This is a genomic window from Arthrobacter sp. SLBN-112 (assembly GCF_006715225.1).
Classification (GTDB): Bacteria; Actinomycetota; Actinomycetes; order Actinomycetales; family Micrococcaceae; genus Arthrobacter.
In genome coordinates, this window is sequence record NZ_VFMU01000001.1 from 364,820 (window position 1) to 388,541 (window position 23,722).

Here is a 23,722-nt window from a genome sequence, read left to right on the forward strand (position 1 = left end):
AGACCCGCGTTCAGCTACCGGCAGGCGTTTCGGCTGCCAAGTTCGTCACAGAACGTTGAAAATTCTGAAACAATGGCACAAGCGCCACAGCCGATACTTTTACTCAGGAGATTTCATGGACATCGAGGTACTGCGCCGAGCACCCCTTTTCGCCACGCTCGACGACGACGCATTCCGCCTTCTGACGGATGAGCTGACCGAGGTGGACCTGTCCCGCGGCGCGTCCGTGTTCCGCGAAGGTGACCAGGGTGACCAGCTGTACTTCATCGTCTCCGGCAAGGTGAAGCTGGGACGCACCTCCCCCGACGGCCGCGAATCGCTCCTGGCCATCCTGGGCCCGGGTGAGCTCTTCGGCGAGATGGCTCTGTTCGACCCCAGCCCCCGCACGGCCACCGCCACCGCAGTGTCCGAAACCCGGCTGGCCGGGCTCAAGAACGAGAGCCTGAACACCCTGCTGCGCACCCGCCCCGAGGTTTCGGCCCAGCTGCTGCAGGCCCTGGCCCGCCGCCTGCGCCGCACCAACGACTCCCTCTCAGACCTGGTCTTCTCCGACGTCCCGGGCCGTGTGGCCAAGGCGCTGCTGGACCTGGCGGACCGCTTCGGCCGGCCGGCAACCGATGGCGTCCTGGTGGCACACGAACTGACGCAGGAAGAACTGGCGCAGCTGGTGGGCGCCTCCCGCGAGACGGTGAACAAGGCCCTGGCTGAGTTCGTCCAGCGCGGCTGGCTCCGCCTCGAGGCCCGCGCCGTGGTCATCCTGGACATGCAGCGCCTCCGCCAGCGTTCCCGCTAGGACCCAGCAAAAAAAGTCGGACGCAGCAAAAAGGCCGCCCCGAGTGAAGTGGTCCCCGAAAGTTGGACTGAGATTTGTAGGAACTTACTCTAACTGTGAAAGTTCGGCTTCCTAAGAAGGCTCCGTCCCACATGGGACGGAGCCTTCTTGGCGTAGGCACGTGCCTAGGGGGATGCGACTACGGCTTTTCCTGCTGCTCTCTTGGCTGATCAGATAGCGCTCTCTGCTCCCTTTTAGCAGCTACACCGAGGGGCACGAGGACCGCGATGCGACCAGCACGACCGTAGGAGTACGAAGCGGAAGTCAATGAACATGCTCAAAACCACTCCGAGCAAGATGACGGGTGTTGCCGAGTAGGAACCTACTCGGACCAAGCGCCTCGTTTTGGGTGGCATGTCCTGGAACCTGTCGACCACGCTATTTCCTTTCCTTCCGAAGAACGAAACCGCGCTACTGCTCTATCGATAGGACGATGAAAATTGCCATCACTGCCATCAGGCCAAACACCTGTAGGAAAAGACCTTTGCGCTTAGCTTGATCCACTTTCGTCGTTCGGTACAGAAGGACGAAGCAGACGATGGCTAGGAGCGCTGCGAGTACGGCCCACAACAGTGACAAGTCCATGCCTGAGCCTAACGGTTGGAGCAACTTACAGCTCTCGAAAACTTAGATCCTCATCGGCGGATTAAGCCGCAAGGGCGTGTGCACGGTATTGCGCAGGACTCAGACCATTGAGTTTGGTGGAGATTCTTTCGGTGTTGTACCAACGGATGTATTCGTGCACCGCCGCAGCCAAGGAGTCGGTGTTGAGGAAACGGACGCGGTGGAAGAGCTCTTCCTTGAGGTGTCCAAAGAAGTTCTCCATCACGGCGTTGTCGTAGCAGTTGGCTTTGCGGGACATCGATTGGACCGCGCCGGCATCCGCCAAGAGTGTGCGCCAGGAGTTGTGCTGATACTGGAATCCCTGGTCGGAGTGCACTAGTGGCTTCTGCCCGTCCTCCAAGGTGGCCAAGGCGCCGCGCAGCGAGGCATTGGCCAGCTCTAGATTGGGCGACGTGCCAATGGCATAGGAGATGATCTGTCGGTCAAAAAGGTCCATGATCGGTGAGAGGTAGAGCTTCCGGTCACCGACGCTGAACTCGGTCACATCGGTAACCCACTTCTGATTTGGGGCGTCCGCGTCAAACTGGCGTTTCAGCAGGTTAGGGGCCACGATCCCCTGCTCGCCCTGGTACGAGTTGTACCGCTTCCTGCTTCGGACCTTGCAGACCAGCCGGAGGGAACGCATCAGCTTCAGCACGCTCTTCTTTGCGACCCTCCAGCCTTGCTTGAGCAGTTCGATATGGATCCGGCGGTGCCCGTAGCGGCCATGGTTCTTCGTGAAGATCTCTGTAATAGCGGTCTTCAGGGAAGCCCGCGGATCGGGGCCATTAAGTTTGGCCTGGTGGTAGAAGAACGTTGACCGGGCCAACCCGGCCACGTCCAGGAGAATTTCCAACCTGTGCTCAGCCTTGAGAGCGATGACAGCGCGAACCTTTAGCGCTGTTCCCCGTCCCTCAAGGCGTTTACTTTTCCCAGGAAGGCAACCTCTGCACGCAGGCGTTCGTTCTCACGCCGCAGCCGCTGCAGCTCCGGTTCCTGCTGCGCAGGGGTATCTGGGGTCTTCCTTGGGCGGCCTTTAGGTTTCGGGCGGAGGCCTTCCTCGCCCTCAGCCCGGAACTGCATCGCCCAAACGGCTATCAGATGCGGCGAGGACAGTTCGAGCTCTTTGGCCAGTGCGACCCTGGTCTCGCCGGAAATATATCGCTGCACGGCGTTGAGCTTGAGCTCGAATGAATACACGCGGTTGCCTGGTTTGGTCACAAGAGCAGTATCTCCACGAACGCGCCATCTGTCGTGCAACCGGAGGATCGGCTTCCGACCCACCCCGAGCCTGGTTGCTACAGCTCTGGAGCCCCACCCGATCTCAAACAGCGCCACCGCGGCCTCGCGCTGTTCCTCAGACAACGAACTTCTTCCATGCATAAAACTGCTCCCCGAAAGTCAGAACTGATTTCTCAGTCCAACTTTCGGGGAGCAGTTCAGAGGGGCGGCCTTTTCTGTGCCTGGGAGTGTGTCAGTTCTTGACCACGTCCAGTTCGACGACGGCCCACGACAATGCGGGGAGGTTGAGCCGGAGCTCGGACCCGTTTGCCTTGGCTCCCTGGAGCGGCTTCAGGCCCACTTGGTGCGGGTTCTCCTGGTTGTTGATGGTGAAACGGTCGCCGCCCTCCGGGATTTCGAGCACCTCCGCCCTGACCACCCGCTGCGCGTCGAAGCCACGAAGGCTGACCTCCACGTCCGCGGCCTCCTCCAGGCCGCGGTTGGCCAGGAACAGCGCCACGCGGCCTGTTTCCTCGTTCCACGTGGCGCTGACATCCACCAGGTCCGTGTCGCCGAACCGCGCGTTGTCGTACTTGTCCGAGTCCACGGACAACCGCAGGATCCGGCCCTTGGCCAGTTCTGCCATCCGTGCGAAGGGGTGGAAGATGGTCTGGCGCCAGGCGGGCCCATTCTCCTCGCTGAAGATGGGGGCAATGACGTTGACCAGCTGTGCCTGGTTGGCGATCTTGACCCTGTCCCCATGGCGGAGCAGAGAGTTGAGCAGGGTCCCAACGACGACGGCGTCCGTCACGTTGTACTTGTCCTCGATGACCCTGGGGTGCTCACGCCAGCCGGCTTTGGAGACATTGTGCGGCTGGTCCTCGGTGTCCAGGCCCCGCTGGTACCAGACGTTCCACTCGTCGAAGGACAGGTTGATGTGCTTTTTGTGCTTGCCCTTGGCGCGGACGGCGTCAGCGGTGGCTATAACCGATTCGATGAAGTAGTCCGTGTCCACGGCACTGGCGAGGAAGCTGCCCACGTCGCCGTCGCGCTCCTGGTAGTAGGCGTGCAGCGATACGTAATCCACCTCTTCATAGGCGTGCGACAGGACCGTCTGCTCCCATGCACCGAATGTCGGCATTCCGGAATTCGAGCTTCCGCAGGCCACCAGTTCGATGTCCGGATCCACGAACCGCATGGCCTTGGCCGCTTCCTGGGCCAGCCGGCCGTACTCTTCCGCCGTCTTGTGGCCGATCTGCCATGGACCGTCCATCTCGTTGCCCAGGCACCAGAGCTTGATGTTGAACGGGTCCTTGTGGCCGTTCTTGGCACGCAGGTCGGAGAGGCGGGTGCCGCCGGGGTGGTTGGCATATTCGACGATGGCCCGGGCGGCGTCCACTCCCCTGGTGCCTAGGTTGATGGCTTCCATGATTTCGGTGCCGGCCTGCCGGGACCAGTCCACGAACTCGTGCAGGCCGAAGGCGTTGGTCTCCAGCGTGTGCCAGGCGCCGTCCAGCCGGCGGGGGCGGTCCTCGCGGGGGCCGATCCCGTCCTCCCAGTCGTAGCCGGAGACGAAGTTGCCGCCGGGATAGCGGATGACGGTGGCGCCGAGCTCCTTGACGAGTTTGAGGACGTCCTGGCGGAAGCCGTTGTCGTCCGCTTCCGGGTGGCCCGGTTCGTAAATTCCGGTGTAGACGCAGCGGCCCATGTGCTCCACGAATGAGCCAAACAGCCGGCGGGGCACGTCGGCGATGGTGAAGTCGCGGTCGAGGGTGATCCTGGCGCGGGACATGTGCAAATCTCCTTGGTTGTGCTTGGGGTCTGTGGTGGAAAAGCGAAGGCGGGGTTCAGGTGCCGGCGAGTCCCGTCGTCGCAACGCCCTTGATGATCTGGCGCTGGAAGAACAGGAACATCAGGATCAGCGGCAGTGCTGCGAGCAGGGCCGATGCCATGTTCTGGGCGTACTGGATGCCGTATGCACTCTTGATGGTCTGGAGCCCCACGGGGAGGGTCAGGATGGAGCCGTCGTTGGTGGCGATGAACGGCCAGAGGAAGTTGTTCCAGGCGCCGATGAACACAAAGATCGCGACGGCGGCCAGGATGGGACGGGACAACGGCAGGACCACCTGCAGGAACATCCGCATGCGGCTGGCGCCGTCCATCACCGCCGCTTCTTCAAGTTCGCGGGGAATCTGGTCGAAGAATTTCTTGAGCACGAACACCATGGCGGGGTGGATGACCTGCGGCAGGATGATGGCCCAGGAGGTGTCGATCATGTGCAGCGCCACCATTTGGTAGAACAGCGGAATGATCAGGACCGGCGGCGGGATGATGATGGACGCGATGATCACCACCATCAGGACCTTCTTGCCCCGGAAATCGATCCGGGACAGGGCATAGGCCACGAGTGCGGAGATCACCAGGGTGATGACGGTGATGGCCGCTGACGTGTACAGGGAATTCCAGGTCCACAGCGGGATGTTGCCGTCCTGGAATACCTTGACGAACGCGTCGACGGTAAAGCCCGACGGCGGGATCCAGCTGATCTTCGGAGCGGCGGCATCCGTCTCGCTCTTGAAAGCGGTGGCGGTTGCCCAGGCGAAAGGCACCAGCCAGAGGACGGCCAGCAGCGCGGCGACTGCCAGGACTGCGGCCCGGCCGGGGGTCATCCTGCGGCCGGTCCTCCGGCCGGCGGACCGGCTGGCAGTGGAGGTGGCGGGACGGGTGAGGGTTTCGGTTGCCATGGCTATGCACTCCTGCGGCGGGTGATGAAGAACTGGATGACCGATACAGCCACGATCAATCCAAAGAAGATGTAGGAGATGGCTGCCGAATAGCCCAGCCGGTACCCGGTGAAGCCGGTTTCGAAGATGTACTGCACCACCGGCCTGGTTGCTCCGCCGGGCCCGCCGGCGGTCATCTGGTAGACCTGGTCGAAAATTTTCAGCGAGGCCAGGATCTGGAGGAGCACGATCATCACGGTGGTGGGGGCCAGCTGCGGCAGGGTGATGGAAAAGAACTGCCGCCAGGCGCCGGCACCGTCCAGCGATGCTGCTTCGTAGTGCTGGGCCGGGATGTTCTGCATCGCAGCCAGGTACAGCAGGAAGTTGAACCCCACGGTCCACCACAGCGTGGCAATGACGATGGCCCACATCGCTACGCCGGGGTCATTCAGCCAGGCCACCTTCGGCAGCCCGATCTTCACCAGGGTGTCGTTGATGAGGCCCAACTGCGGGTTGTACATCCAGGTGAAGAACAGGGACACCACTGTGGAGGCCAGCAGGTACGGGGCAAAGTAGGAAAGCCGCCACAGCCATTGCGCAGGCAGTCCGACGTTGACCAGTGCCGCCATGACCAGGGCAACGATTACCAGCGGAATGGTGCTGATGACGGTGAAGTAGAGGGTGTTGCCCAGCGAATGCCACATGTCGGCGTCGGCGAGGGCCTCCGCGTAGTTGGCGAAGCCGATGACGCTGTCGTTGGCGCCGGTAAGCGATTTGCCGGTCATGCTCATGTACAGCCCGTAAAGGAGCGGCCATACCAGGAAGACCAGGAAGAATGCCAGGAACGGCGCGGCGAACGCCCACCCGTTAAGGTTGTCCCTGCTCCCTTGGGACCGTGACCGGGATCCCGCTTGGTTGAACTGCTTTTGGCGCGACAGTCCGGGCAGCGAACCCGCCTGTCCCTCGCTGTCGTGGGATGTTGCTAATGAACTCATTTGGACTCCTATGTCGCTTGGCGGTTCACACCGGGTTGGGACGGGAAAGCAGGGTGTTGGTGCGCCGCACGAAGGCATCCCAGCCATCAGCAGCCTTGTCGCGGCCTAGAAGTACGTTCTGTACGGTCTCGGCAAAGTAGGTCTGCCAGTCGGAGCCTGAGCCGCTGAACCAGGCCTCGGGGTCGTAGGCGATAATGTCGGCCGCGTTGGCATAGTGGATCTGGGGGGTGAGGTCGCGGTAAGCCTGGGACTGCACCACCGGCTGGTACGCCGGGATGTGGCCTGCCTCGGCCCAGGAAAGGGAGCCTTTGAGGATGTCACTGACAAATTTGTAGACATCACGGCGCTTCGCGTCGTCGACGTTCAGCTGCCGGGGCAGCACGAAGGAATGCGAGTCGGCATAGGCCGCTGGCGTGCCGTAAAGCGTTGGAATGGTTGCTGCGTCTACCGGGATGCCTGCCTTCTTCATCGTTGGCAGTTCCCAGACGCCGCTGAAGAGCATCCCCGAGCCGCCGCGGGCGAACTCCGCGATCCCTGTACTGATATCACCGCTCTGCGCCGCAATGGTGTCATCGAAGAGCGATGCCATGAACTCCAGGGACTCGATTGCCGCCTCGTTGTCAGCAACCATTGGCTTGCCGGGAGTCAGCTCCATATCTGCCCCGTGCTGCTTGTAGAGGGTGTAGAAGAGGCGCCACATCTGGGACCCGCTGCCGAGGTACCCAAAGGACAAACCGTGGGCTTTCGTCACCTTCTGCATTTCCCGGGCCATGGCAAGGAAGTCCTCCGGGGAATTCACTTCCTGCAACAGCCCGTTCCCGGCCAGGAGGCCGGCTTTCCCGGCCACATCGCGGTTGTAGAACATCACAAAGGGATGCGAATCCAGGGCGATGGAAAAGATCTTGCCGTTGTTCTGGCTCTTGTCCCAGATCCGCGGGGCAAAGCTTTGGGGCGTGACGCCAAATGCTGCCAGCTGGTCCAGGTCCCATGGGTCAATCAGTCCTCCCGGCGCATAGCCCGGAACCCTGCTGGCGTGCATGATGGCCAACTGGGGCGGACGGCCGCCGGCGGACGCCATGGCGAGCTTGGTGTAGTAGGGCGGGCCCCAAGCAAGAACCGTCGGATGAACCTTGAAGCCGGGGTTGCCGTCGTTAGCCTTGCTGATCATGGCCTGCATCTTGATGCCGTCGCCGCCGGACAACAGATGCCAGAACTGGATGTCCCTGACAGCCGCGGCGGAGGCGTTCCCGCCGCACCCCGCCAAGGCTGCTGCAGCAAATACGCTGCCCACGGCCGCGGTTCCTGATAACAGTTGCCGTCTTGACAGCTGCCTGCCTTCGAAAAACTCAAACTGCTTCACCCGTCACTCCTTTGGATGGGTCCGCTGAAAGTCATTTCCGTGCCACAAACCGTTGTTGCTGCCTTCCTGGAGCCACGCCCCGGAGGGTTTCGGTGTGACGCACGCCTCACATTACATCGATGTAATGGCCACCGCAATGAAATATTGTTAGCGTTCGCAAACTGACCTGCCGCTCTCGCTTAGGAGCCGGAAGGTGTGGCAAAAGATGGAGCGTGGGAGGCCGTACTCTCCCGTTCCACGATCCGGTAATCGATGGCCACAACCCGCTGTGGGCCTTCCCGGTGGCCCATGCGTTCTGTCAGGAGGCGCAATGCCTCCCTGGCCACCTGGCGCTTGTCGAAGGAAACAGTCGTCAGCGATGGCACTGCGTATTGAGCGTCGGCAATATCGTCAAAACCGGCAACGGCCACATCGTCCGGAACCCTGATCCCGCGTTTCCACAGCACGCTGAGTGCTCCGATGGCCATGGAGTCAGTGAAGCAGAACAAGGCCCCGGGAAGCGGGTGCGAGTCAAGATAGGTGGACAGCGCTTTCGCCGCTGTGTCCGGGCTCCATTTTTCGCAGGGGATGATCAGGGAGTCATCCCGGGCAATGCCAAGTTCTTTGAGTGCCGCGTGGTACCCACGGGTGCGGAGGACGGCCGCCGCCGAGCCTCGGCCTTCCGCGGCTCCCAACACTGCGATACGCCGCCTGCCGGTCCTGCCGAGCGCCAGGGTCATGTCACGGGCGGCCGCGACACTGTCCACCCATACGCGGTCGGCCAGTTTCTGGGACACCTCCCCCAGCAGGACCACCGGCGGAAGGGCAACCCCCACTTTGACGGCACTCTCGTCCAGTACCACCGGGTTGAGGATGAGGCCGTCGATCAGGTTGGACCGCGCCCGCGACATCAGTTCGTATTCACGGGCGGGGTCGGACCCCGTTTCCTCGATCTGCACGCTCCACCCCTGCTCGTGGGCTACTTCCACCACGCTGTGCGCGATCTCGGCGGAGTACGGCGTCCCGAGGTCGGGCAAGGCCAGGGCAATGACGCCCGACCTGCCGTTGCGCAGCCCCCGGGCCGAGAGGTTGGGGACGTAATCCAGTTCCGCCATGGCCCGCTCCACCTTGATCCTGGTGGGACCGCTGACCGGGACAATGCCGTTCATGACGTTCGAGACCGTCTTCGGCGAAACCCCTGCGAGGCGCGCTACGTCCTTGACCGTTGCGCGCAACGGCGCCCCCTTGCTCCCGGTGTGCCTTTGCTGACGATTTTACTCCGCCCGCCCTCCCCAGGCTGAACGGAGACGGAGCGTCAGCGTTCGCGCTGGTGGTCCCCCGCCACGGTCTTGGCGGCCTCGACTTCGAGCAGGAGCTTGCCGTCTTCTTCAACCAGGGTTGGCTGATAGACGTGCGGCTTGCGCTTATAGCTCAGATAGGCGATGCAGCCGTTGGCCGCGGCCATCTTCTCGAGCATGATTTCGGAGCCGGGGACCAGCAGTTCACCCAGGGGGCGGCCTACGGTGTTCTCCTGCCCCGCCTCATCGCCCAATGCCGTGGTGTTCCGCTCCTGGATCACCTGTGCGGCGTTGACCCACCGGCCCCACACGCCCTTGCCTTCGAGCAGCGAGGGTTCCTGGCCAAGCGGAACGGTGGCGGCGAAGTAGCGGGTGTCGAACCGGCGGTGCGCAAAATCGGGGCTGCGCCAGTTGACGAGGGACTTGAGCAGATCGGTCCGCAGGGAGAGGCCGCGCTTGCCCAGCAGCTGGGCGAGCGTTTTCTCCTGGTCTGCCACCGCAATGCGTGCCCGCATCCACTCGGGGGTGGAGGTGGCCTCCACCGTGCTGGACATGTCCGGGCCGGCCAGCAGCACGCCCGTTTCTTCGAAGAGCTCACGGATGGCGCCCACCACGTGGCGCCGCGCCAGCCCAACGTCGTCCGTTCCCATCTGCTCAGCCCAATGCTGCGGTGACGGGCCCAGCCAACCCATGGCATCGTCGTCGGCCAGATCAAGGGACCCGCCGGGGAAGGCGAGGACCCCCAGCGGCGAGGAGCCTGGCCGGTAACCCAGCCACGTCTCCAGGCCGGTGGGCGAATCACGCAGGAGGACTACGGATGAGGCGTAGCGCGCGGCCCGGGGGGTGCGCTCGCCGTGTTCGAGCCAGCTTTGCGCTGCCCCTTCAAGGTCCTGGGGAAGTGCAAAAAGGCGTCGTGCGAGGTGTGGCAAGGGAAGTGTCCGGTCTTAGCTGAATTCGGCGACCAGCTCGACCTCTACGGGAGAGTCGAGCGGAAGTACGGCAACGCCGACGGCGGAACGTGCGTGCTGCCCGGCCTCGCCAAGAACACGGCCCAGCAGTTCCGATGCGCCGTTGACGACGGCGGGCTGGCCGGTGAATGTGGGATCCGACGCAACGAATCCCACAACCTTCACGATCCGGGTGATCCGGTCGAGGTCACCGATGACGCTCTTGACGGCGGCCAAGGCGTTGACGGCGCAGACAGCTGCGTAGCGCTGCGCGTCCTCGGGGGAAACGGTGGGCTCGTCGGCGTATCCTTCGGTACCGGCGGACACCTTGCCCGTAGCTTCGAGTTTGCCGTTAATGAACGGGAGCTGGCCCGAGGTGTACACGTGGCTGCCGGAGACTACGGCGGGAACGTAGGAGGCTACCGGGGCGGCCACCTCGGGGAGGGAGATGCCAAGTTCCGCGAGGCGCTGTTCGACGGCGGAAACGGGCGCCGTTGCGGCGCTGGACCGGGCTTCTGCGGGGGTGCTCATGCTACTGCTTCTCCCTCTTGAGGTAGGCGACCAGGCCGTTGCCGTCAGGTCCGGGGACCACCTGGACGAGCTCCCAGCCGTCCTCTCCCCACTGGTCAAGGATCTGCTTTGTGGCGTGGATAATGAGCGGAATCGTCGCGTACTCCCATTTGGTCATGAAAGAAAGCGTAGCCCTTGCCGGTAAAGTGGAAAACATGGCGACTCGCAAGAACCCCTTATTCGACACTGCCACCACACTGGGTAAGATCCTTCTTTTCCTTGGTGTGAGCGCGATTTGCGGTGTCCTCGTGGCAGGCCTGCTGGTCCCTGCCGCGGCCGTCTCAGGCAGCGCGGCAAGCGGTTCCATCGACTTCTTCGATTCCCTTCCGGCAGAGCTGAAGGTTGATCCTCCCAGCCAGACCACCAGGATCCTGGCCGCGGACGGCAGCGAGATCGCCAGCGTCTACACCGAGAACCGCACCAAGGTTCCGCTGGACCAGATTTCGCCGAACATGAAGAACGCCATCATCGCCGTTGAAGACAGCCGGTTCTACGAGCACGGCGGCGTGGATACCACCGGCATCCTCCGCGCGCTGGTGAGCACCGCCCGGGGCAACAAGCAGGGTGCGTCCACCATCACGCAGCAGTACGTCAACAACGTGCTCAACGCCAACCTTGCCGCCGCCGGCGAAGAGGACCAGATCAAGCTCAACGGCGTCAACAAGGGCGTGGGTGACAAGCTCCGCGAAATGAAGCTCGCCATCGCCCTGGAGAAGGAGTTCAACAAGGACCAGATCCTTGAGGGCTACCTGAACATCGTCTTCTTCAACCGTGACGCGTACGGCATTGAGGCCGCTTCCCGGTACTTCTTCAGCACCACCGCCAAGGACCTGACCCTGCCGCAGGCAGCACTCCTTGCCGGCCTGGTGAACAGCCCCTCCGCCTTTGACCCCATCACCAACCCGGAGAAGTCCAAGCAGCGCCGGGACCTGGTGCTGGGACTGATGCTGAACCAGGGAAAGATCACCCAGGCCGAACATGACGCCGCCGTGGCTACCCCGGTGGAGCCCAAGGTGACCCAGCCCAAGCAGGGCTGCGCCTATGCGGCCTCGGCCCCGTACTTCTGCGACTACATCCTGCACCTGCTGGAAAACAATTCGGCCTATGGTGCGGACGTGAAGGAGCGCCAGCGCCTGATCTACGGCGGCGGGCTCACCATCACCACCACGCTGGATCCCAACGCCCAGGCCACGGCCCAGGAGCAGGCCAATGCAGCCGCCGGCGCCAACCCTGATAAGTGGGGCGCGGCCATGGTGTCCGTGCAACCGGGCTCCGGCAAGATCATTTCAATGGCCCAGAACACCACGTTCCTGCCGGGCCAGGGCTTCGACTCCCAGTTGAACTTCAACGTGGACAAGCTGGACAAGGACGGCAACGACCTCAACGGCATGGGCGGCGCCCAGCCTGGGTCCACCATGAAGCCGTTCACGTTTGCCGAGTGGCTCAACGAGGGCAAGACCATGAACACGGTGGTCAACGCTGCCCAGCGCGTCTATCCGGTCGGCTACCCCTGGAAGAACACCTGCGGCAAGATCCAGGGCGCCTACAGCACCGCGCAGAAAAATGCCGGCCTGGACGCCGCGGACGACCTCCAGAACGCCGAGCCCCAGTGGTACAGGCCGTTGACGGTCCTGGAGGGCCTCTACAACTCCATCAACACCGTGACGTTTGCTTCGGCCGCCCAGCTGGACTTCTGCGGCATCCAGAAGATCGTGGACGCCGTGGGACTGCACAGCGGCTTGCCCTCAGCTGACGGCAGCGAGCCGAACCCCAAGGTGAACATGATGACCCTTGGCAACCTGCTGGGTTCCACGCAGACCTCCCCGTTGACCATGGCCAGCGCCTTTGCCACCTTCGCGAACGACGGCAAGTACTGCGAACCCATCGCCATCACCTCGGTCACTGACGCCACCGGCAAGCAGCTCCCGGCGCAGTCCAGCAGCTGCCGTGATGCCATCAAGCCTGAAGTTGCCCGCGGCGTGAACTATGCGCTGCAGGAAGTCCTGAACAGGGGCTCCGGCTCGCTGATCCAGCCGCGGATCTCCACGAAGACCAGCTTCCCCATTGGCGCCAAGACCGGTACATCCAACAACAACGGCTCCACCTGGGTTGTCGGACACACCACCGGCCTGGCCACCGCTGCCTGGTTCGGTGATCCGCTGGGAGCACAGGGCCGTGCAGGACAGAACATCACGGTCAACGGCAAGTTCTACAAGGGCATCGACGGCTACATGATCGCCGGCCCCATGTTCTCCAGCTACATGGCCAAGATCGCCCCGGCGTACGGGACCAACCCGTTCCCGGCACCGCCGAGCAACATGATCAACGGAACAACCACTACCTCGCCTGGAAAGACCACGCCGCAGGCCACCCAGGCCCCCGTACCCGCCCCGCAGGCAACCCAGGCGCCTGCCCCTGCGCCTGCGCCCACGAGCAACGGCAATGGGAACGACAAAAAGGGCAACGGCTAAGCGCCCATGAACATCGACACCCTGGCAAGCCGCGCCCGTGCAATCGGGCGCGGCTTTGCCGTCACTGCGGGCGCCGGCGCCGCGGCCGGGATGGCTGCCTTCGGCTACGGACTGTGGGAGAAGAACCAGTTCGTCCTCCGCGAGGAAACGCTGGCCATCCTGCCTCCCGGCCGCGAACCATTCCGGATCCTGCACCTCAGTGACATCCATTTCGTACCGAGGCAGGACAAGAAGGCTGACTGGCTGGGGTCACTGGCGGACCTTCGGCCGGACCTCGTGGTGAATACGGGCGATAACCTCAGCCATGTCAAGGCCGTGGACCCGCTGCTGGCAGCCTTGAAGCCGCTGCTGCAGTTCCCCGGCGTCTTCGTTCCTGGCTCCAACGATTACTTCGCTCCAAGTCCCAAGAATCCGGCGGCGTACCTGTTGGGACCGTCCAAGGTCAAGCCCAAACCGATCGCGCTCGACTGGCCGCGCCTGCGCTCCGGCTTTGGCATGAGCGGCTGGGTTGACCTCACCAACCGCAACCAGTCCCTGGTCCTCAAGGGCATGCGATTCGACTTCTCCGGGGTTGATGACCCGCACCTGAAGCGGGAGCGATACGCCGGCTGGCCCCGCGGAACTGTCAGCCAGGATGCGAATGACCACCTCCGGGTAGCGGTCATCCACGCGCCGTACCAGCGGGTCCTGGACCACTTCACCGAAAGCGGAGCGGACCTCTTGCTGGCCGGACACACGCACGGCGGCCAGCTGTGCATCCCTGGTTACGGGGCCATCGTATCCAACTGCGACCTTCCCACCTGGCGTGCAAAGGGCCTCAACGACTGGTCAAGCAACGGAAGCACGACGCCGGTCAACGTCTCCGGCGGCATCGGCACCTCGCGCTTCGCACCGGTAAGGATCGCCTGCAAACCTGAAGCGGTCCTGCTGACCCTCACGTCCCCCAACTGACCTGTTGCTCCATCAGATACGGTCCCCAAAATGGGGTTATGAGGACCATATCTGATAGGGCATCCGCATTACGGTCTGCAATAACTGGGCAAGCAGCACGCGTCCCTCAAAATCCGTGTGAAACGGCTCACGCCAATGGCATAGGGTAGTTGCTAGAGGAAACTACATTCGTTTTAGAGCTTGAGAAGCGGGCATGGCCAAGCAGACTCCATTTTTCCGATCCATCAGCCGTCTTTATCCGCATGTCCGGCCCATCATCCCCAGGCTCCTGCTGGGACTCCTCTGCGCTCTCCTGGCCAGCGTGGTGGCCCTGACCATCCCGCAGGTGCTGCGGGTCCTGGTGAACACGGCACTGCAGCCAGGAGGTTCCCCTGAGGCGGTATGGGTGTCGGCCGCCGTCATCCTGGTCCTGGGGATCGCCGAGGCGGGACTGGTGGCCCTGCGCCGGCAGTTCGTCATCAACCCTGCCACCTCGGTGGAAACCCGGATGCGGGTGTCCCTTTATGACCACCTGCAGGACCTGACCGTCTCCTTCCACGACCGGTGGGGCTCCGGCCAGCTGCTGTCGCGGGCCATGACGGACCTGAACTTCCTGCGCCGCTGGATGGCCTTTGGCGCCATCATGTTGGTGGTCACCACCCTGACCGTGATCATCGGCATCGTGGCCATGTTCGCCATGAGCTGGCAGCTGGCCCTGATCTTCCTGGCCGCCGCCGTTCCCATCACGATCAACAGCTTCCGGTTCCGCACCCGGTTCAGCAAGGTTGCCCGCCAAGGCCAGGACCAGGCCGGGGACCTTGCCACGACGGTAGAGGAATCGGTCCACGGCATCCGGGTACTCAAGGCCTTCGGCCGCAGCCGGGAAGCCTTGGAAAACTTCAACCAGCAGGCGGAGGAACTGCGCCAGACGGAGATCGCGAAGGCACGGCACCAGGCGACGTTCACCATGGTGGTCACCCTGCTTCCCGAGCTCGCCCTGGGAGCCGGCCTGGTGGTGGGCGTGATGCTATGCGCCAGCGGCGAGTTGAGCATCGGCGCCCTGGTGGCGTTCTTCGCCACAGCCGCAGTCATGGCCTCCCCCGTGGAATTTTCCGGCATGCTGCTGGCCATGGCACTCACGGCCAAGACCGCCGTCGACCGCCACTACGAAGTGATAGACACGCAGAACACCATCACCAGCCCCGCGCAACCCAGCAGCCCGGACGAACTGGCCGGGGCACTCCGCTTCAACCACGCAATTTTTGCCTTCGAGGACGCACCGGACAAGCCGATCCTCAAGGACATCAACCTGGACATCCTGCCCGGTGAAACCATGGCCCTGGTGGGCATTACCGGCAGCGGCAAAAGTGCGCTGATCCAGCTGGTGCCCCGGCTGTACGACGTCACCGGCGGCGCCATCACCATCGACGGCACAAACCTCCGGGACTTCGATGTCGAGGAGCTGCGCAGGATCGTCGGCGTGGCGTTCGAAGACACCACGCTCTTCTCCAATTCCGTCCGGGACAACGTCCTGCTTGGCGCCCCGGTCCGCACCGAGGATGTCCTGGACGAAGCCCTTGACGTGGCCCAGGCACACTTCGCCTATTCCCTGCCGGAGGGCGTGGACACGCTGATCGGCGAGGAAGGCCTGAGCCTGTCCGGCGGCCAGCGGCAGCGCATTGCGCTGGCGCGTGCCATCGCCGCCCGTCCGAGGGTGCTGGTCCTGGACAACCCGCTGTCCGCCCTGGACGTCCACACCGAAGAACTGGTGGAGGCCCGCCTCCGCGAGGTCCTGAAGGACACCACCACCCTGATTGTGGCCCACCGTCCTTCCACCGTGGCCCTCGCAGACCGGGTGGCGCTGCTGGAGGACGGGCGCATCACCGCCGTGGGAACGCACACCGAACTGCTGGCCCACAACCAGCACTACCGCTACGTCATCGCCAGCCTGGACCGGGAGCCGCGGGACCTGGACTCCGAACTGTCGGCCCTCGAAGACCAGGCTGAGGAAGTGACCCGATGAGCACCGCAACCTTTGGCACTGCCAACGAAGACAACGCCCACCTCAGCAAGAGCGACAGCAGGGCAGTACGACGGCGGTCGCTCGCCCTGCTGCGGTCGCTGATCCGTCCGGTGCGGGTCCGGTTCTGGCTGACCATCGCCATGGTGGTCCTGTCCCAGGCCGCGCGCGTGGCCGGCCCCGCACTGATCGCGTTCGGGATCGACCACGCCCTGCCGGCCCTCCAGGCCGGCAACAACCTCCCGCTGGTGTTCACCGGCATCGCCTACCTTTTGGCAGCCATTGCGACGGCGGGACTCACCGCCCTCTATGTCACCTCCACCGCGCGGCTCAGCCAGGCGATGCTGCTGGACCTGAGGGTGCGCGTCTTCCGCCACACGCAGCGGCTCAGCCTGGAGTTCCACGAAAAATACACCTCCGGCAGGATCATCGCCCGGCAGACCTCGGACCTGGAGGCGCTGCGCGAACTCCTCGACTCGGGCGTCAGCTCCCTCGCTTCCGGAATGCTCTTCATGGCCTTTACCGCCGTCACCATCTTTGCCCTGGACTGGCGGAGCGGCTTGCTGGTGCTGGCTGCCGGCGTGCCGATGTTCTTCCTGTCCCGCTGGTACCAGAAGCACTCGCAGATCGCCTTCCGGGAGTCCCGTGTGGTCTCCGCACGGCTGATCGTGCACTTCGTGGAAACCATGACCGGCATCCGCGCCGTCAAAGCCTTCCGCAAGGAGAAGGAGAACTCGGAGCGCTACGGCAAACTCGCCGAGGACTACCGACTGGTCACCGTCCGGTCCATCAATCTCAACGGCATCTTCCAGCCGGGCCTGGTACTGATCGGCAACGTCTGCGTTGCCGTAGTCCTGTTGTTCGGGGGATTCCGGGTGCTCAGCGGCGACCTGGCAGTAGGCGTGCTCCTGGCCCTCATCCTCTCCACCAAGCGCTTCTTCCAGCCGGTGGACCAGATGGCCATGTTCTACAACTCGTTCCAAAGCGCCCAGGCAGCCCTGGAAAAAGTGTCCGGACTGCTCGAAGAGGTGCCCACGGTCCGGCCGCCGAAGAACCCGGTGCCCCTTCCCAGTGCCACGGGGCGGATCGACTTCAACGGTGTGGAATTCCGCTACGGCGATGGCCCGGTGGTGGTGCCCCGCCTGGACCTGCACATCCCGGCCGGACAGACCGTCGCCCTGGTGGGACAGACAGGGGCCGGAAAATCCACCCTGGCCAAACTCATCGCGCGCTTCTACGACGTCACCTCCGGCACCCTCACCCTGGACGGCGTGGACCTCCGCGACCTGGCCACCACCGACCTCCGCCGGAACATCGTCATGGTCACCCAGGAAGCCTTCCTGTTCAGCGGCTCGGTGGCGGATAACATCGCCCTGGGCCGGCCCGAGGCATCACGCGCCGAGATCGAAGAGGCCGCCAAGGCGGTGGGCGCCCACGAGTTCATCCTGCAGCTTCCCGAAGGCTACGACACCGACGTTAACAAGCGCGGCGGCAGGGTCTCCTCCGGCCAGCGGCAGCTGATCAGCTTTGCCAGGGCCTTCCTTGCGCAGCCGGCAGTGCTGATCCTGGACGAGGCCACCTCCTCGTTGGACATCCCGTCCGAGCGGCTGGTGCAGGCCGGGCTGGCCCGCCTGCTCGCCGGTACGGAAGCGGCACGCAGGACGGCCCTGATCATCGCCCACCGCCTGTCCACGGTGGAGACGGCGGACCGTGTCCTGGTGGTGCACGACGGCCGGATCGTGGAGGATGGCAGCCCGGAGGAACTGATCGGCGGTGGCGGACGCTTCGCTGACTTGCATGGTGCATGGAAAGACTCACTGGTCTGAACCATTTCTTCCGTGGCCCGCCCGGGATTTCGCATCCAGAGCCTGAATCGGCTATCCTTGTAAAGTTGCTTTTGCAGCGGATCGGGATGTAGCGCAGCTTGGTAGCGCGCTTCGTTCGGGACGAAGAGGTCGCAGGTTCAAATCCTGTCATCCCGACCATAACGAAAAGAGGGTCTCCTTGCGGAGGCCCTCTTTTTTCATCTCGATATGGTCACGGCCATCACTGGTCGCCTAACAGAAACAGCCCCGGAGCTTGTGCTCCGGGGCTGTTTCATCGCCTCCTGTTGTTGAGGAAGCTATTACATCGGGTCCGGCCAGTTGCCCGTGTACGCGGTGTACGTGGTGCCACTGTTCTTCTTCTCCTTGACCGGCTTGGACATCGGGTCCGGCCAGTTGCCGGTGGCGACCGATGAACCTGTCGAGTCCGCGAGGGAACCGGCAGACAGGACGGCCGGGGCGGCCGCAGAAAATGCCAGCGCGCCGGCTAGGACGGCTGCAGTTGCGATCTTCTTCAACATAGTTTGGTTCCTCAATACGAGTCGGATTCGTTACAAAGCCAGCACTGTCCTTGTTGACACACATTGTAAAATATTTTCCACAGGGGCTGTCAAGCATTCGCGACGGCCTTAACTGTCCAGAAGGAGGAAACGCGTGGGCAACGGATTCGGAGAGAAGCTCCGGGCAGAGCGCCTCGAGCGTGGACTGACACAGGCCGAACTGGGCAAGGACCTGTATTCACCCAGCTACATATCCCTGCTGGAGACGGGCCGCAGGGAACCCACTGCGGAAGTAATCGAGGAACTGGCCCGTCGGCTGGAGCTTGCACCGAAGGCGCTGGAGGCATGGAGTCAGCCGATATCAATTGGCGACGCTGAGTACGTGCTGGCGGGCCTCTATGCCAGGCAGGCATGGGACCTGAGGGATTATCCCCTGGCAGCCAGCCATGCTGCTTCAGCGGCACAGATCGCGTTGGAAGCGAAGAACACCAGCGCCTGGTGGAACATGACCTACATGCAGGCCGAATGCCTCATGAAGCATGGGGATTTGAAAGAGTGCCAGCAGATTATCGAGCGCCTGATGGAACACCCTATGGCCAGGGAGTCTGTGGGACTGGGAGTGCGGGCCAGGCAGATGCTGGCCACGGTCTACCAACGCCAAGGCCAGTTGTCTGCCGCCGTAGACCAGGCCATGGAGGCCATGAAGCTGTCGGAGCAACTGCCGCAGAGCTCAACTATTATCACTGGGGCTTTGCGGGTCCTGATTGGCGCTCTGGCCGAAAGCGGTCGGCTGGAACAGGCCTGGTCATACTGCCAAACACTTGTGTCGCAAGTCGATGAGAACTCCATGTCACAGTTGGCCGGAGAAGTAGCTTGGGTTGTCGGGAACGTTGCATTCATGCGCCACGACTACGCGGAGGGCGTCAAACACCACGAACGGGCAGCGCGCCTGCTCTCCCCCGCCAACGACATCGAGCTGTGGGCCCGTTTCAATAAAGCCTCCGCAGCGGTCAGGCTTTCCTCCGGGATCGTTGAACCCGAAACACTCTCAGCTATTGAGCGCGCCGAGCTCGCCTTTTCGATCGTAAGTGGCACCAAGAGCGACGAGCTGGAAGTCGCCTTCATCCGTGCCCGCTGGCTGTACCTGACCGGGGACATTGTTGCCGCCGTCGAGAAATTGCGCGAGATCCATGCGGAGCGGGAGCACCTTGCCAAGCACACTGCCGGAGAGGTTTCCCTTCTTTTGGGTAAGTCCCTCAAGGCCGCGGGCGATACCGACGAAGCACTGGTCCATCTTGAGGACGCCCAAAAGGCCTTCGCCGCTGCCGGTGCGCAGGACCGGGTCCAGCAGGCGCTGGACGCGATCCTGGAAATCAAGCTGGCGCAGAAACGCGCAGCCGCTGCCGCCAAGGCCAGTTAAACGAAGCCAGGTAAACCCGTAAAAGCGGGCTTACCTGGCTTCGAGTTTGGCCTAGGAGAATGTCTTTCCAGTGATCTTCTCGTACGCTTCGACGTAACGGCCCCTGGTACGCTCCACGACCTCAGCGGGAAGCGCCGGCGGCGGGGTGTCCGAAGATTTGTCCCAACCGGACTCGGCTGAAGTGAGCCAGTCCCGCACATACTGCTTGTCATAGGAAGGCTGGGCCTGGCCCGGCTTGTAGGTGGCGGCATCCCAGAAGCGCGAGGAATCCGGCGTCAGCACCTCGTCGCCCAGGGTGATCGACCCGGAGACCGCGTCGTAGCCGAATTCCACCTTGGTATCCGCCAGGATGATGCCTCGCTCACGGGCGATCTTTTCCGCCGTCGTGTAGATCTTCAGCGTCAACTCGCTGAGGCGGGCGGCGATGTCATCACCAACCAGGGCGACCACGGCGTCGTAGGTGATGTTCTCGTCGTGTTCGCCGATCAGCGCCTTGGCCGAAGGCGTGAAAATGGGGTGGTCCAGCCGGGACCCGTCCACCAGGCCTTCAGGCAGCGGGATGTTGCACACCGTACCGGAGGCCTTGTATTCCTGCAGGCCCGATCCCGTGAGGTAGCCGCGGGCGATGCACTCCACCGGGAACATGTCCAACTTCTTGCAGATCATGGCCCGGCCCTCCACCTCGGCCGGCACGCCGTCCTCCACGGTGGAGCCGAGCACATGGTGCTCCACGCCCAGCTGGTCGAACCACCAGAGGCTCAGCTGGGTCAGGATGCGTCCCTTGTCGGGGATTTCACTGGACAGCACGTGGTCGTAGGCACTGATCCGGTCGCTGGCCACCACCAGCACGCATTCCTGGCCAACGCGCTGCAGGATGGACTCGTCGGCGGGCTCGTAGAGGTCGCGCACCTTGCCGGAGTAGACGTGTGTCCAGCCGGGCAGGTCAAGGGTCTCGGTGGCGTAGCCGCGGTTCTCTGGGGTTTCAGTCATGGGTCAGGCCTTTGCTTTCACGATGGGCATGGAGCCCGTGGCACCGTACGGTACCTTGATTTCCCCGCGGGCTGCTTTGCGTCCGATGTCCATGCGGAACTGCGAGCCGTCCAGCTTCACCAACTCCACGCCGTCGTACGCTTTCTCGCGTGCCTCCACCAGGTCGCTGCCCAGGGCGACGACGGCCAGCACCCGCCCGCCGGCGGACACCACCTTGCCTTCCTCATCCAGGGCGGTTCCGGCGTGGATGACGTGCACGCCGTCGAGTTCCTCAACCTTCTTGAGCCCGCGGATGCGGTCACCGGTGCGGGGCTTGTCCGGGTAGTTCTCCGAGGCGATGACGACGGCGACGGCAGTTTCCCTGGCCCACCGCAGCTCTTCTGCCTTGTCCAGTTCGCCCTTGGCGGCCGCCATCAGCAGCGCACCGAGGGGGGTCTTGAGCCGGGCGAGGACCGCCTGGGTCTCGGGGTCGCCGAAGCGGACGTTGAACTCGATGACGCGGGTGCCGCGCGAGGTGAGGGCCAGGCCGACGAACAGTACGCCTACGAACGGGGTGCCGCGGCGGGCCATTTCCTTGACGGTGGGCCGGGCTACCCGGTCAAGGACTTCCTGGACCAGCCCTTCGGGGGCCCACTCGAGCGGCGTATAGGCGCCCATGCCGCCGGTGTTGGGCCCTTCGTCGTTGTCGAAGATGCGCTTGAAATCCTGTGCGGGCGAGAGCGCCACGGTGTTCTGCCCATCGCAGAGGACAAACAGGGAAACTTCAGGGCCGTCCAGGAACTCCTCGATGACCACCGAGCCGCCGGCGTCGAAGCAGGACTGGGCGTGCGCCAAGGCTTCGTCGCGGTTGCGGGTGACCACAACGCCCTTGCCGGCGGCGAGCCCATCGTCCTTCACGACGTATGGGGCACCGAAGGTGTCCAGGGCGGATGCTGCTTCCTCGGCATTCGTGGCCACCATGGCCATCGCCGTGGGGACGCCTGCTTCCGCCATGACTTCCTTGGCGAAGGCCTTTGAGGCCTCAAGCTGGGCTGCTGCCTTGCTCGGCCCGAAAACGGGAATCCCGGCTTCGCGGACGGCGTCCGATACGCCCGCGGCCAGCGGCGCCTCCGGGCCCACCACCACGAGGTCCACGCCGAGCCGGGTGGCCAGCTCCGCAACTGCCTCGGGATCGTTGCCGTTGATGTTGTAGGTGGGAACCAGCTTGCTGATGCCGGCATTGCCAGGCGCCGCGTGGACCTCGGACACGTTGGGGTCGGCAAGCAGGGAGCGGACAATGGCGTGTTCGCGGCCTCCGGGGCCAATGACGAGTACCTTCACAGTGTCCAAGGGTACTTTGTGCACCCTCCCCGCTCCTAAGCTGTGTCCTCCCCCGGCCGGTCAATCCGGACTCCCGCCCGCTCCGAACCATAGACATGACAAAGCTGCGAAACAGGATTACAGGCCCGGCAACCATGGCCGCATTGGCAGGCGTGGTGGCAGCCGCCGTCGTACTTGCTGTTGCGGAGCTGACCGGGGCGTTCTTCACCGCCAGGGCTACCCCACTGTTTGCCCTGGGGTCCACCTTCATTGATTTCACGCCGCCCGCCCTGAAGGACTTTGCCATCGCCACCTTCGGCACCAACGACAAGGCGGCGTTGTTCGTCGGCATGGGCCTGACCATCGCGGTGCTTGCCTGCATCCTGGGCGTGGTGGCCTACCGGAAATGGGCGCTGGGCGTCCTGGGCGTGCTCTTCATGGGGGCCGTGATCGTGGCCAGTGTGGTGACCCGCGCGGGGGTGGGCGCCGCCGATTCCATCCCTTCGGTGCTGGGAACCATCGCCGGGCTGGTGGTCCTGCGCCGGCTGATGGTGCCGCTGTGGGGGTTGAAGGCGTGGCCGGAAGCGCCGGCGGATACAGCGTCCGACGGCGGAGAACGGGTTGGGAGCGACGGTACCAGCCGTCGCCGGTTCTTCGCCGCTGCCGGGATCACCGCCCTGGCCGCGGGCATTGCCGCCACCGGTGGGCGGGTGCTGGCTGCCGCGCGCAGCAATGTGGCCAGGGCAAGGGAAGCACTGACGCTGCCGTCGCCGGCAAAGGCCGCAGCCCCTGTACCGGCCGGGGTCCAGTCAACGGTGCCCGGTGTTCCGCCGTGGCTGACTCCCAACGGCGATTTCTACCGGATCGATACGGCGCTGAGCGTGCCGGAAATCAATGTTGACGACTGGGAACTGCGCGTGCACGGGCTCGTGGAACAGGAAGTGACGCTCACGTTCCAGGACCTGCTCGACGCCAAACTGATCGAGTCGCATGTCACGCTCACCTGCGTCTCCAATCCCGTGGGCGGCAACCTGGCCGGCAACGCCAAGTGGCTGGGCCTGCCCATCCGTGAAGTCCTGGCCCGCGCCAAACCCAAGGACGGGGCGGACATGGTGCTGTCGAAGTCCATCGACGGCTTCAGCGCCTCCACTCCGCTGGAGGTCCTGCAGGACGACAGGGACGCCATGCTGGCCATCGGCATGAACGGGGAGCCGCTTCCGCTGGAGCACGGCTACCCCGTCCGGATGGTGGTTCCCGGGCTGTATGGGTTTGTCTCCGCCACCAAGTGGGTGGTGGACCTGGAGATCACCAGGTTCGCCGACAGCAAGGCCTACTGGACCGAGCGGGGCTGGTCCGAGCGCGGTCCCATCAAGACGATGGCACGCGTGGACGTGCCGAAATCCTTCGCGAAGGTACCGGCCGGGAAAGTCGCCGTGGGCGGGACCGCCTGGGCCCAGACGCGCGGCATCACCAAAGTGGAAATCCAGATCGACAACGGAGACTGGACGGAAGCCACCCTTTCCACCGAAGCGTCCACCGCCACCTGGCGCCAGTGGTCCTACGAATGGGACGCCACGCCCGGCCCGCACTACATCAAGGTCCGGGCCACGGACGGGACCGGGGAGGTACAGACGGACCAGCGCGCCGATCCGGTCCCTGACGGCGCATCGGGCTGGCAGTCGGTGATGGTCACCGTGCAGTAGTCCCGTGCAGTAGTCCCCGGCATCTGCGGGACTGGCCC

Annotated in this window: 20 protein-coding genes and 1 tRNA gene; 8 read left to right on the forward strand and 13 right to left on the reverse strand. The window is 63.8% G+C overall.

Annotated features, from left to right (window positions below; genetic code table 11):
• The first annotated feature begins 115 nt into the window (after positions 1-115).
• Positions 116-793 carry a Crp/Fnr family transcriptional regulator gene (locus FBY33_RS01755; protein ID WP_013602309.1) on the forward strand — a complete coding sequence of 226 codons (678 nt, stop codon included), beginning with the start codon at positions 116-118 and terminating at the stop codon, positions 791-793.
• A 685-nt stretch (positions 794-1,478) separates the two neighbouring features.
• Here the strand turns inward: FBY33_RS01755 and FBY33_RS01760 are convergent.
• From FBY33_RS01760 to FBY33_RS01800, 10 genes are all read right to left on the reverse strand, one after another.
• Positions 1,479-2,291, reverse strand: a complete 813-nt coding sequence (locus FBY33_RS01760) for an IS3 family transposase (RefSeq protein ID WP_235010310.1) — start codon at positions 2,289-2,291, stop codon at positions 1,479-1,481.
• A 38-nt stretch (positions 2,292-2,329) separates the two neighbouring features.
• A complete protein-coding gene (locus tag FBY33_RS20580; RefSeq protein ID WP_235010312.1) occupies positions 2,330-2,656 on the reverse strand; it encodes a helix-turn-helix domain-containing protein in 327 nt (108 codons plus the stop codon).
• Between the two features lie 253 nt (positions 2,657-2,909).
• Complete coding sequence (gene arfA / locus FBY33_RS01765; protein WP_142029023.1) at positions 2,910-4,448, reverse strand: arabinosylfuranosidase ArfA; 1,539 nt, start codon at positions 4,446-4,448, stop codon at positions 2,910-2,912.
• Between the two features lie 55 nt (positions 4,449-4,503).
• Entirely contained in the window at positions 4,504-5,400 is an 897-nt protein-coding gene (locus FBY33_RS01770; protein WP_142029024.1) for a carbohydrate ABC transporter permease, read from the reverse strand.
• A gap of 2 nt (positions 5,401-5,402) precedes the next feature.
• Positions 5,403-6,374 carry a carbohydrate ABC transporter permease gene (locus tag FBY33_RS01775; RefSeq protein WP_235010321.1) on the reverse strand — a complete coding sequence of 324 codons (972 nt, stop codon included), beginning with the start codon at positions 6,372-6,374 and terminating at the stop codon, positions 5,403-5,405.
• A 25-nt stretch (positions 6,375-6,399) separates the two neighbouring features.
• On the reverse strand, positions 6,400-7,734 hold the full coding sequence (locus tag FBY33_RS01780; RefSeq protein ID WP_142029025.1) for an extracellular solute-binding protein: 1,335 nt from the start codon (positions 7,732-7,734) through the stop codon (positions 6,400-6,402).
• Positions 7,735-7,913: 179 nt separating this feature from the next.
• Complete coding sequence (locus FBY33_RS01785; protein ID WP_142029026.1) at positions 7,914-8,948, reverse strand: LacI family DNA-binding transcriptional regulator; 1,035 nt, start codon at positions 8,946-8,948, stop codon at positions 7,914-7,916.
• A gap of 80 nt (positions 8,949-9,028) precedes the next feature.
• The gene (locus tag FBY33_RS01790) at positions 9,029-9,940 is read right to left on the reverse strand and encodes an NUDIX hydrolase (protein ID WP_142029027.1); all 912 of its coding nucleotides are present in this window, start codon (positions 9,938-9,940) and stop codon (positions 9,029-9,031) included.
• 15 nt (positions 9,941-9,955) lie between these two features.
• On the reverse strand, positions 9,956-10,489 hold the full coding sequence (locus tag FBY33_RS01795; protein ID WP_142029028.1) for a RidA family protein: 534 nt from the start codon (positions 10,487-10,489) through the stop codon (positions 9,956-9,958).
• Between the two features lies 1 nt (position 10,490).
• On the reverse strand, positions 10,491-10,646 hold the full coding sequence (locus FBY33_RS01800; protein ID WP_009359196.1) for a DUF4177 domain-containing protein: 156 nt from the start codon (positions 10,644-10,646) through the stop codon (positions 10,491-10,493).
• A gap of 37 nt (positions 10,647-10,683) precedes the next feature.
• On the opposite strand from FBY33_RS01800, the gene FBY33_RS01805 reads away from it, so the two are divergent.
• From FBY33_RS01805 to FBY33_RS01825, 5 genes are all read left to right on the forward strand, one after another.
• A complete protein-coding gene (locus FBY33_RS01805) occupies positions 10,684-12,999 on the forward strand; it encodes a transglycosylase domain-containing protein (protein WP_142029029.1) in 2,316 nt (771 codons plus the stop codon).
• Between the two features lie 6 nt (positions 13,000-13,005).
• Positions 13,006-13,950, forward strand: coding sequence for a metallophosphoesterase (locus FBY33_RS01810; RefSeq protein ID WP_142029030.1), 945 nt, complete (start codon positions 13,006-13,008; stop codon positions 13,948-13,950).
• Positions 13,951-14,143: 193 nt separating this feature from the next.
• Positions 14,144-15,952 carry an ABC transporter ATP-binding protein gene (locus FBY33_RS01815; RefSeq protein WP_142029031.1) on the forward strand — a complete coding sequence of 603 codons (1,809 nt, stop codon included), beginning with the start codon at positions 14,144-14,146 and terminating at the stop codon, positions 15,950-15,952.
• Positions 15,949-17,775 carry an ABC transporter ATP-binding protein gene (locus FBY33_RS01820; protein ID WP_142029032.1) on the forward strand — a complete coding sequence of 609 codons (1,827 nt, stop codon included), beginning with the start codon at positions 15,949-15,951 and terminating at the stop codon, positions 17,773-17,775. The genes FBY33_RS01815 and FBY33_RS01820 overlap by 4 nt, the downstream gene beginning before the upstream one ends.
• An 82-nt stretch (positions 17,776-17,857) precedes the next feature.
• A tRNA-Pro gene (locus tag FBY33_RS01825) sits at positions 17,858-17,934 on the forward strand.
• A gap of 140 nt (positions 17,935-18,074) precedes the next feature.
• Here the strand turns inward: FBY33_RS01825 and FBY33_RS01830 are convergent.
• Positions 18,075-18,293, reverse strand: a complete 219-nt coding sequence (locus tag FBY33_RS01830; RefSeq protein WP_142029033.1) for a hypothetical protein — start codon at positions 18,291-18,293, stop codon at positions 18,075-18,077.
• A 133-nt stretch (positions 18,294-18,426) separates the two neighbouring features.
• On the opposite strand from FBY33_RS01830, the gene FBY33_RS01835 reads away from it, so the two are divergent.
• On the forward strand, positions 18,427-19,692 hold the full coding sequence (locus FBY33_RS01835; protein WP_142029034.1) for a helix-turn-helix domain-containing protein: 1,266 nt from the start codon (positions 18,427-18,429) through the stop codon (positions 19,690-19,692).
• Between the two features lie 51 nt (positions 19,693-19,743).
• Here FBY33_RS01835 and FBY33_RS01840 read toward each other — a convergent pair whose 3' ends face one another.
• Entirely contained in the window at positions 19,744-20,682 is a 939-nt protein-coding gene (locus FBY33_RS01840; protein ID WP_142029035.1) for a phosphoribosylaminoimidazolesuccinocarboxamide synthase, read from the reverse strand.
• 3 nt (positions 20,683-20,685) lie between these two features.
• Positions 20,686-22,002, reverse strand: a complete 1,317-nt coding sequence (gene purD / locus FBY33_RS01845) for a phosphoribosylamine--glycine ligase (protein ID WP_142032443.1) — start codon at positions 22,000-22,002, stop codon at positions 20,686-20,688.
• A 95-nt stretch (positions 22,003-22,097) separates the two neighbouring features.
• On the opposite strand from purD, the gene FBY33_RS01850 reads away from it, so the two are divergent.
• The gene (locus FBY33_RS01850; protein WP_142029036.1) at positions 22,098-23,684 is read left to right on the forward strand and encodes a molybdopterin-dependent oxidoreductase; all 1,587 of its coding nucleotides are present in this window, start codon (positions 22,098-22,100) and stop codon (positions 23,682-23,684) included.
• The last annotated feature ends 38 nt before the right edge of the window (positions 23,685-23,722 follow it).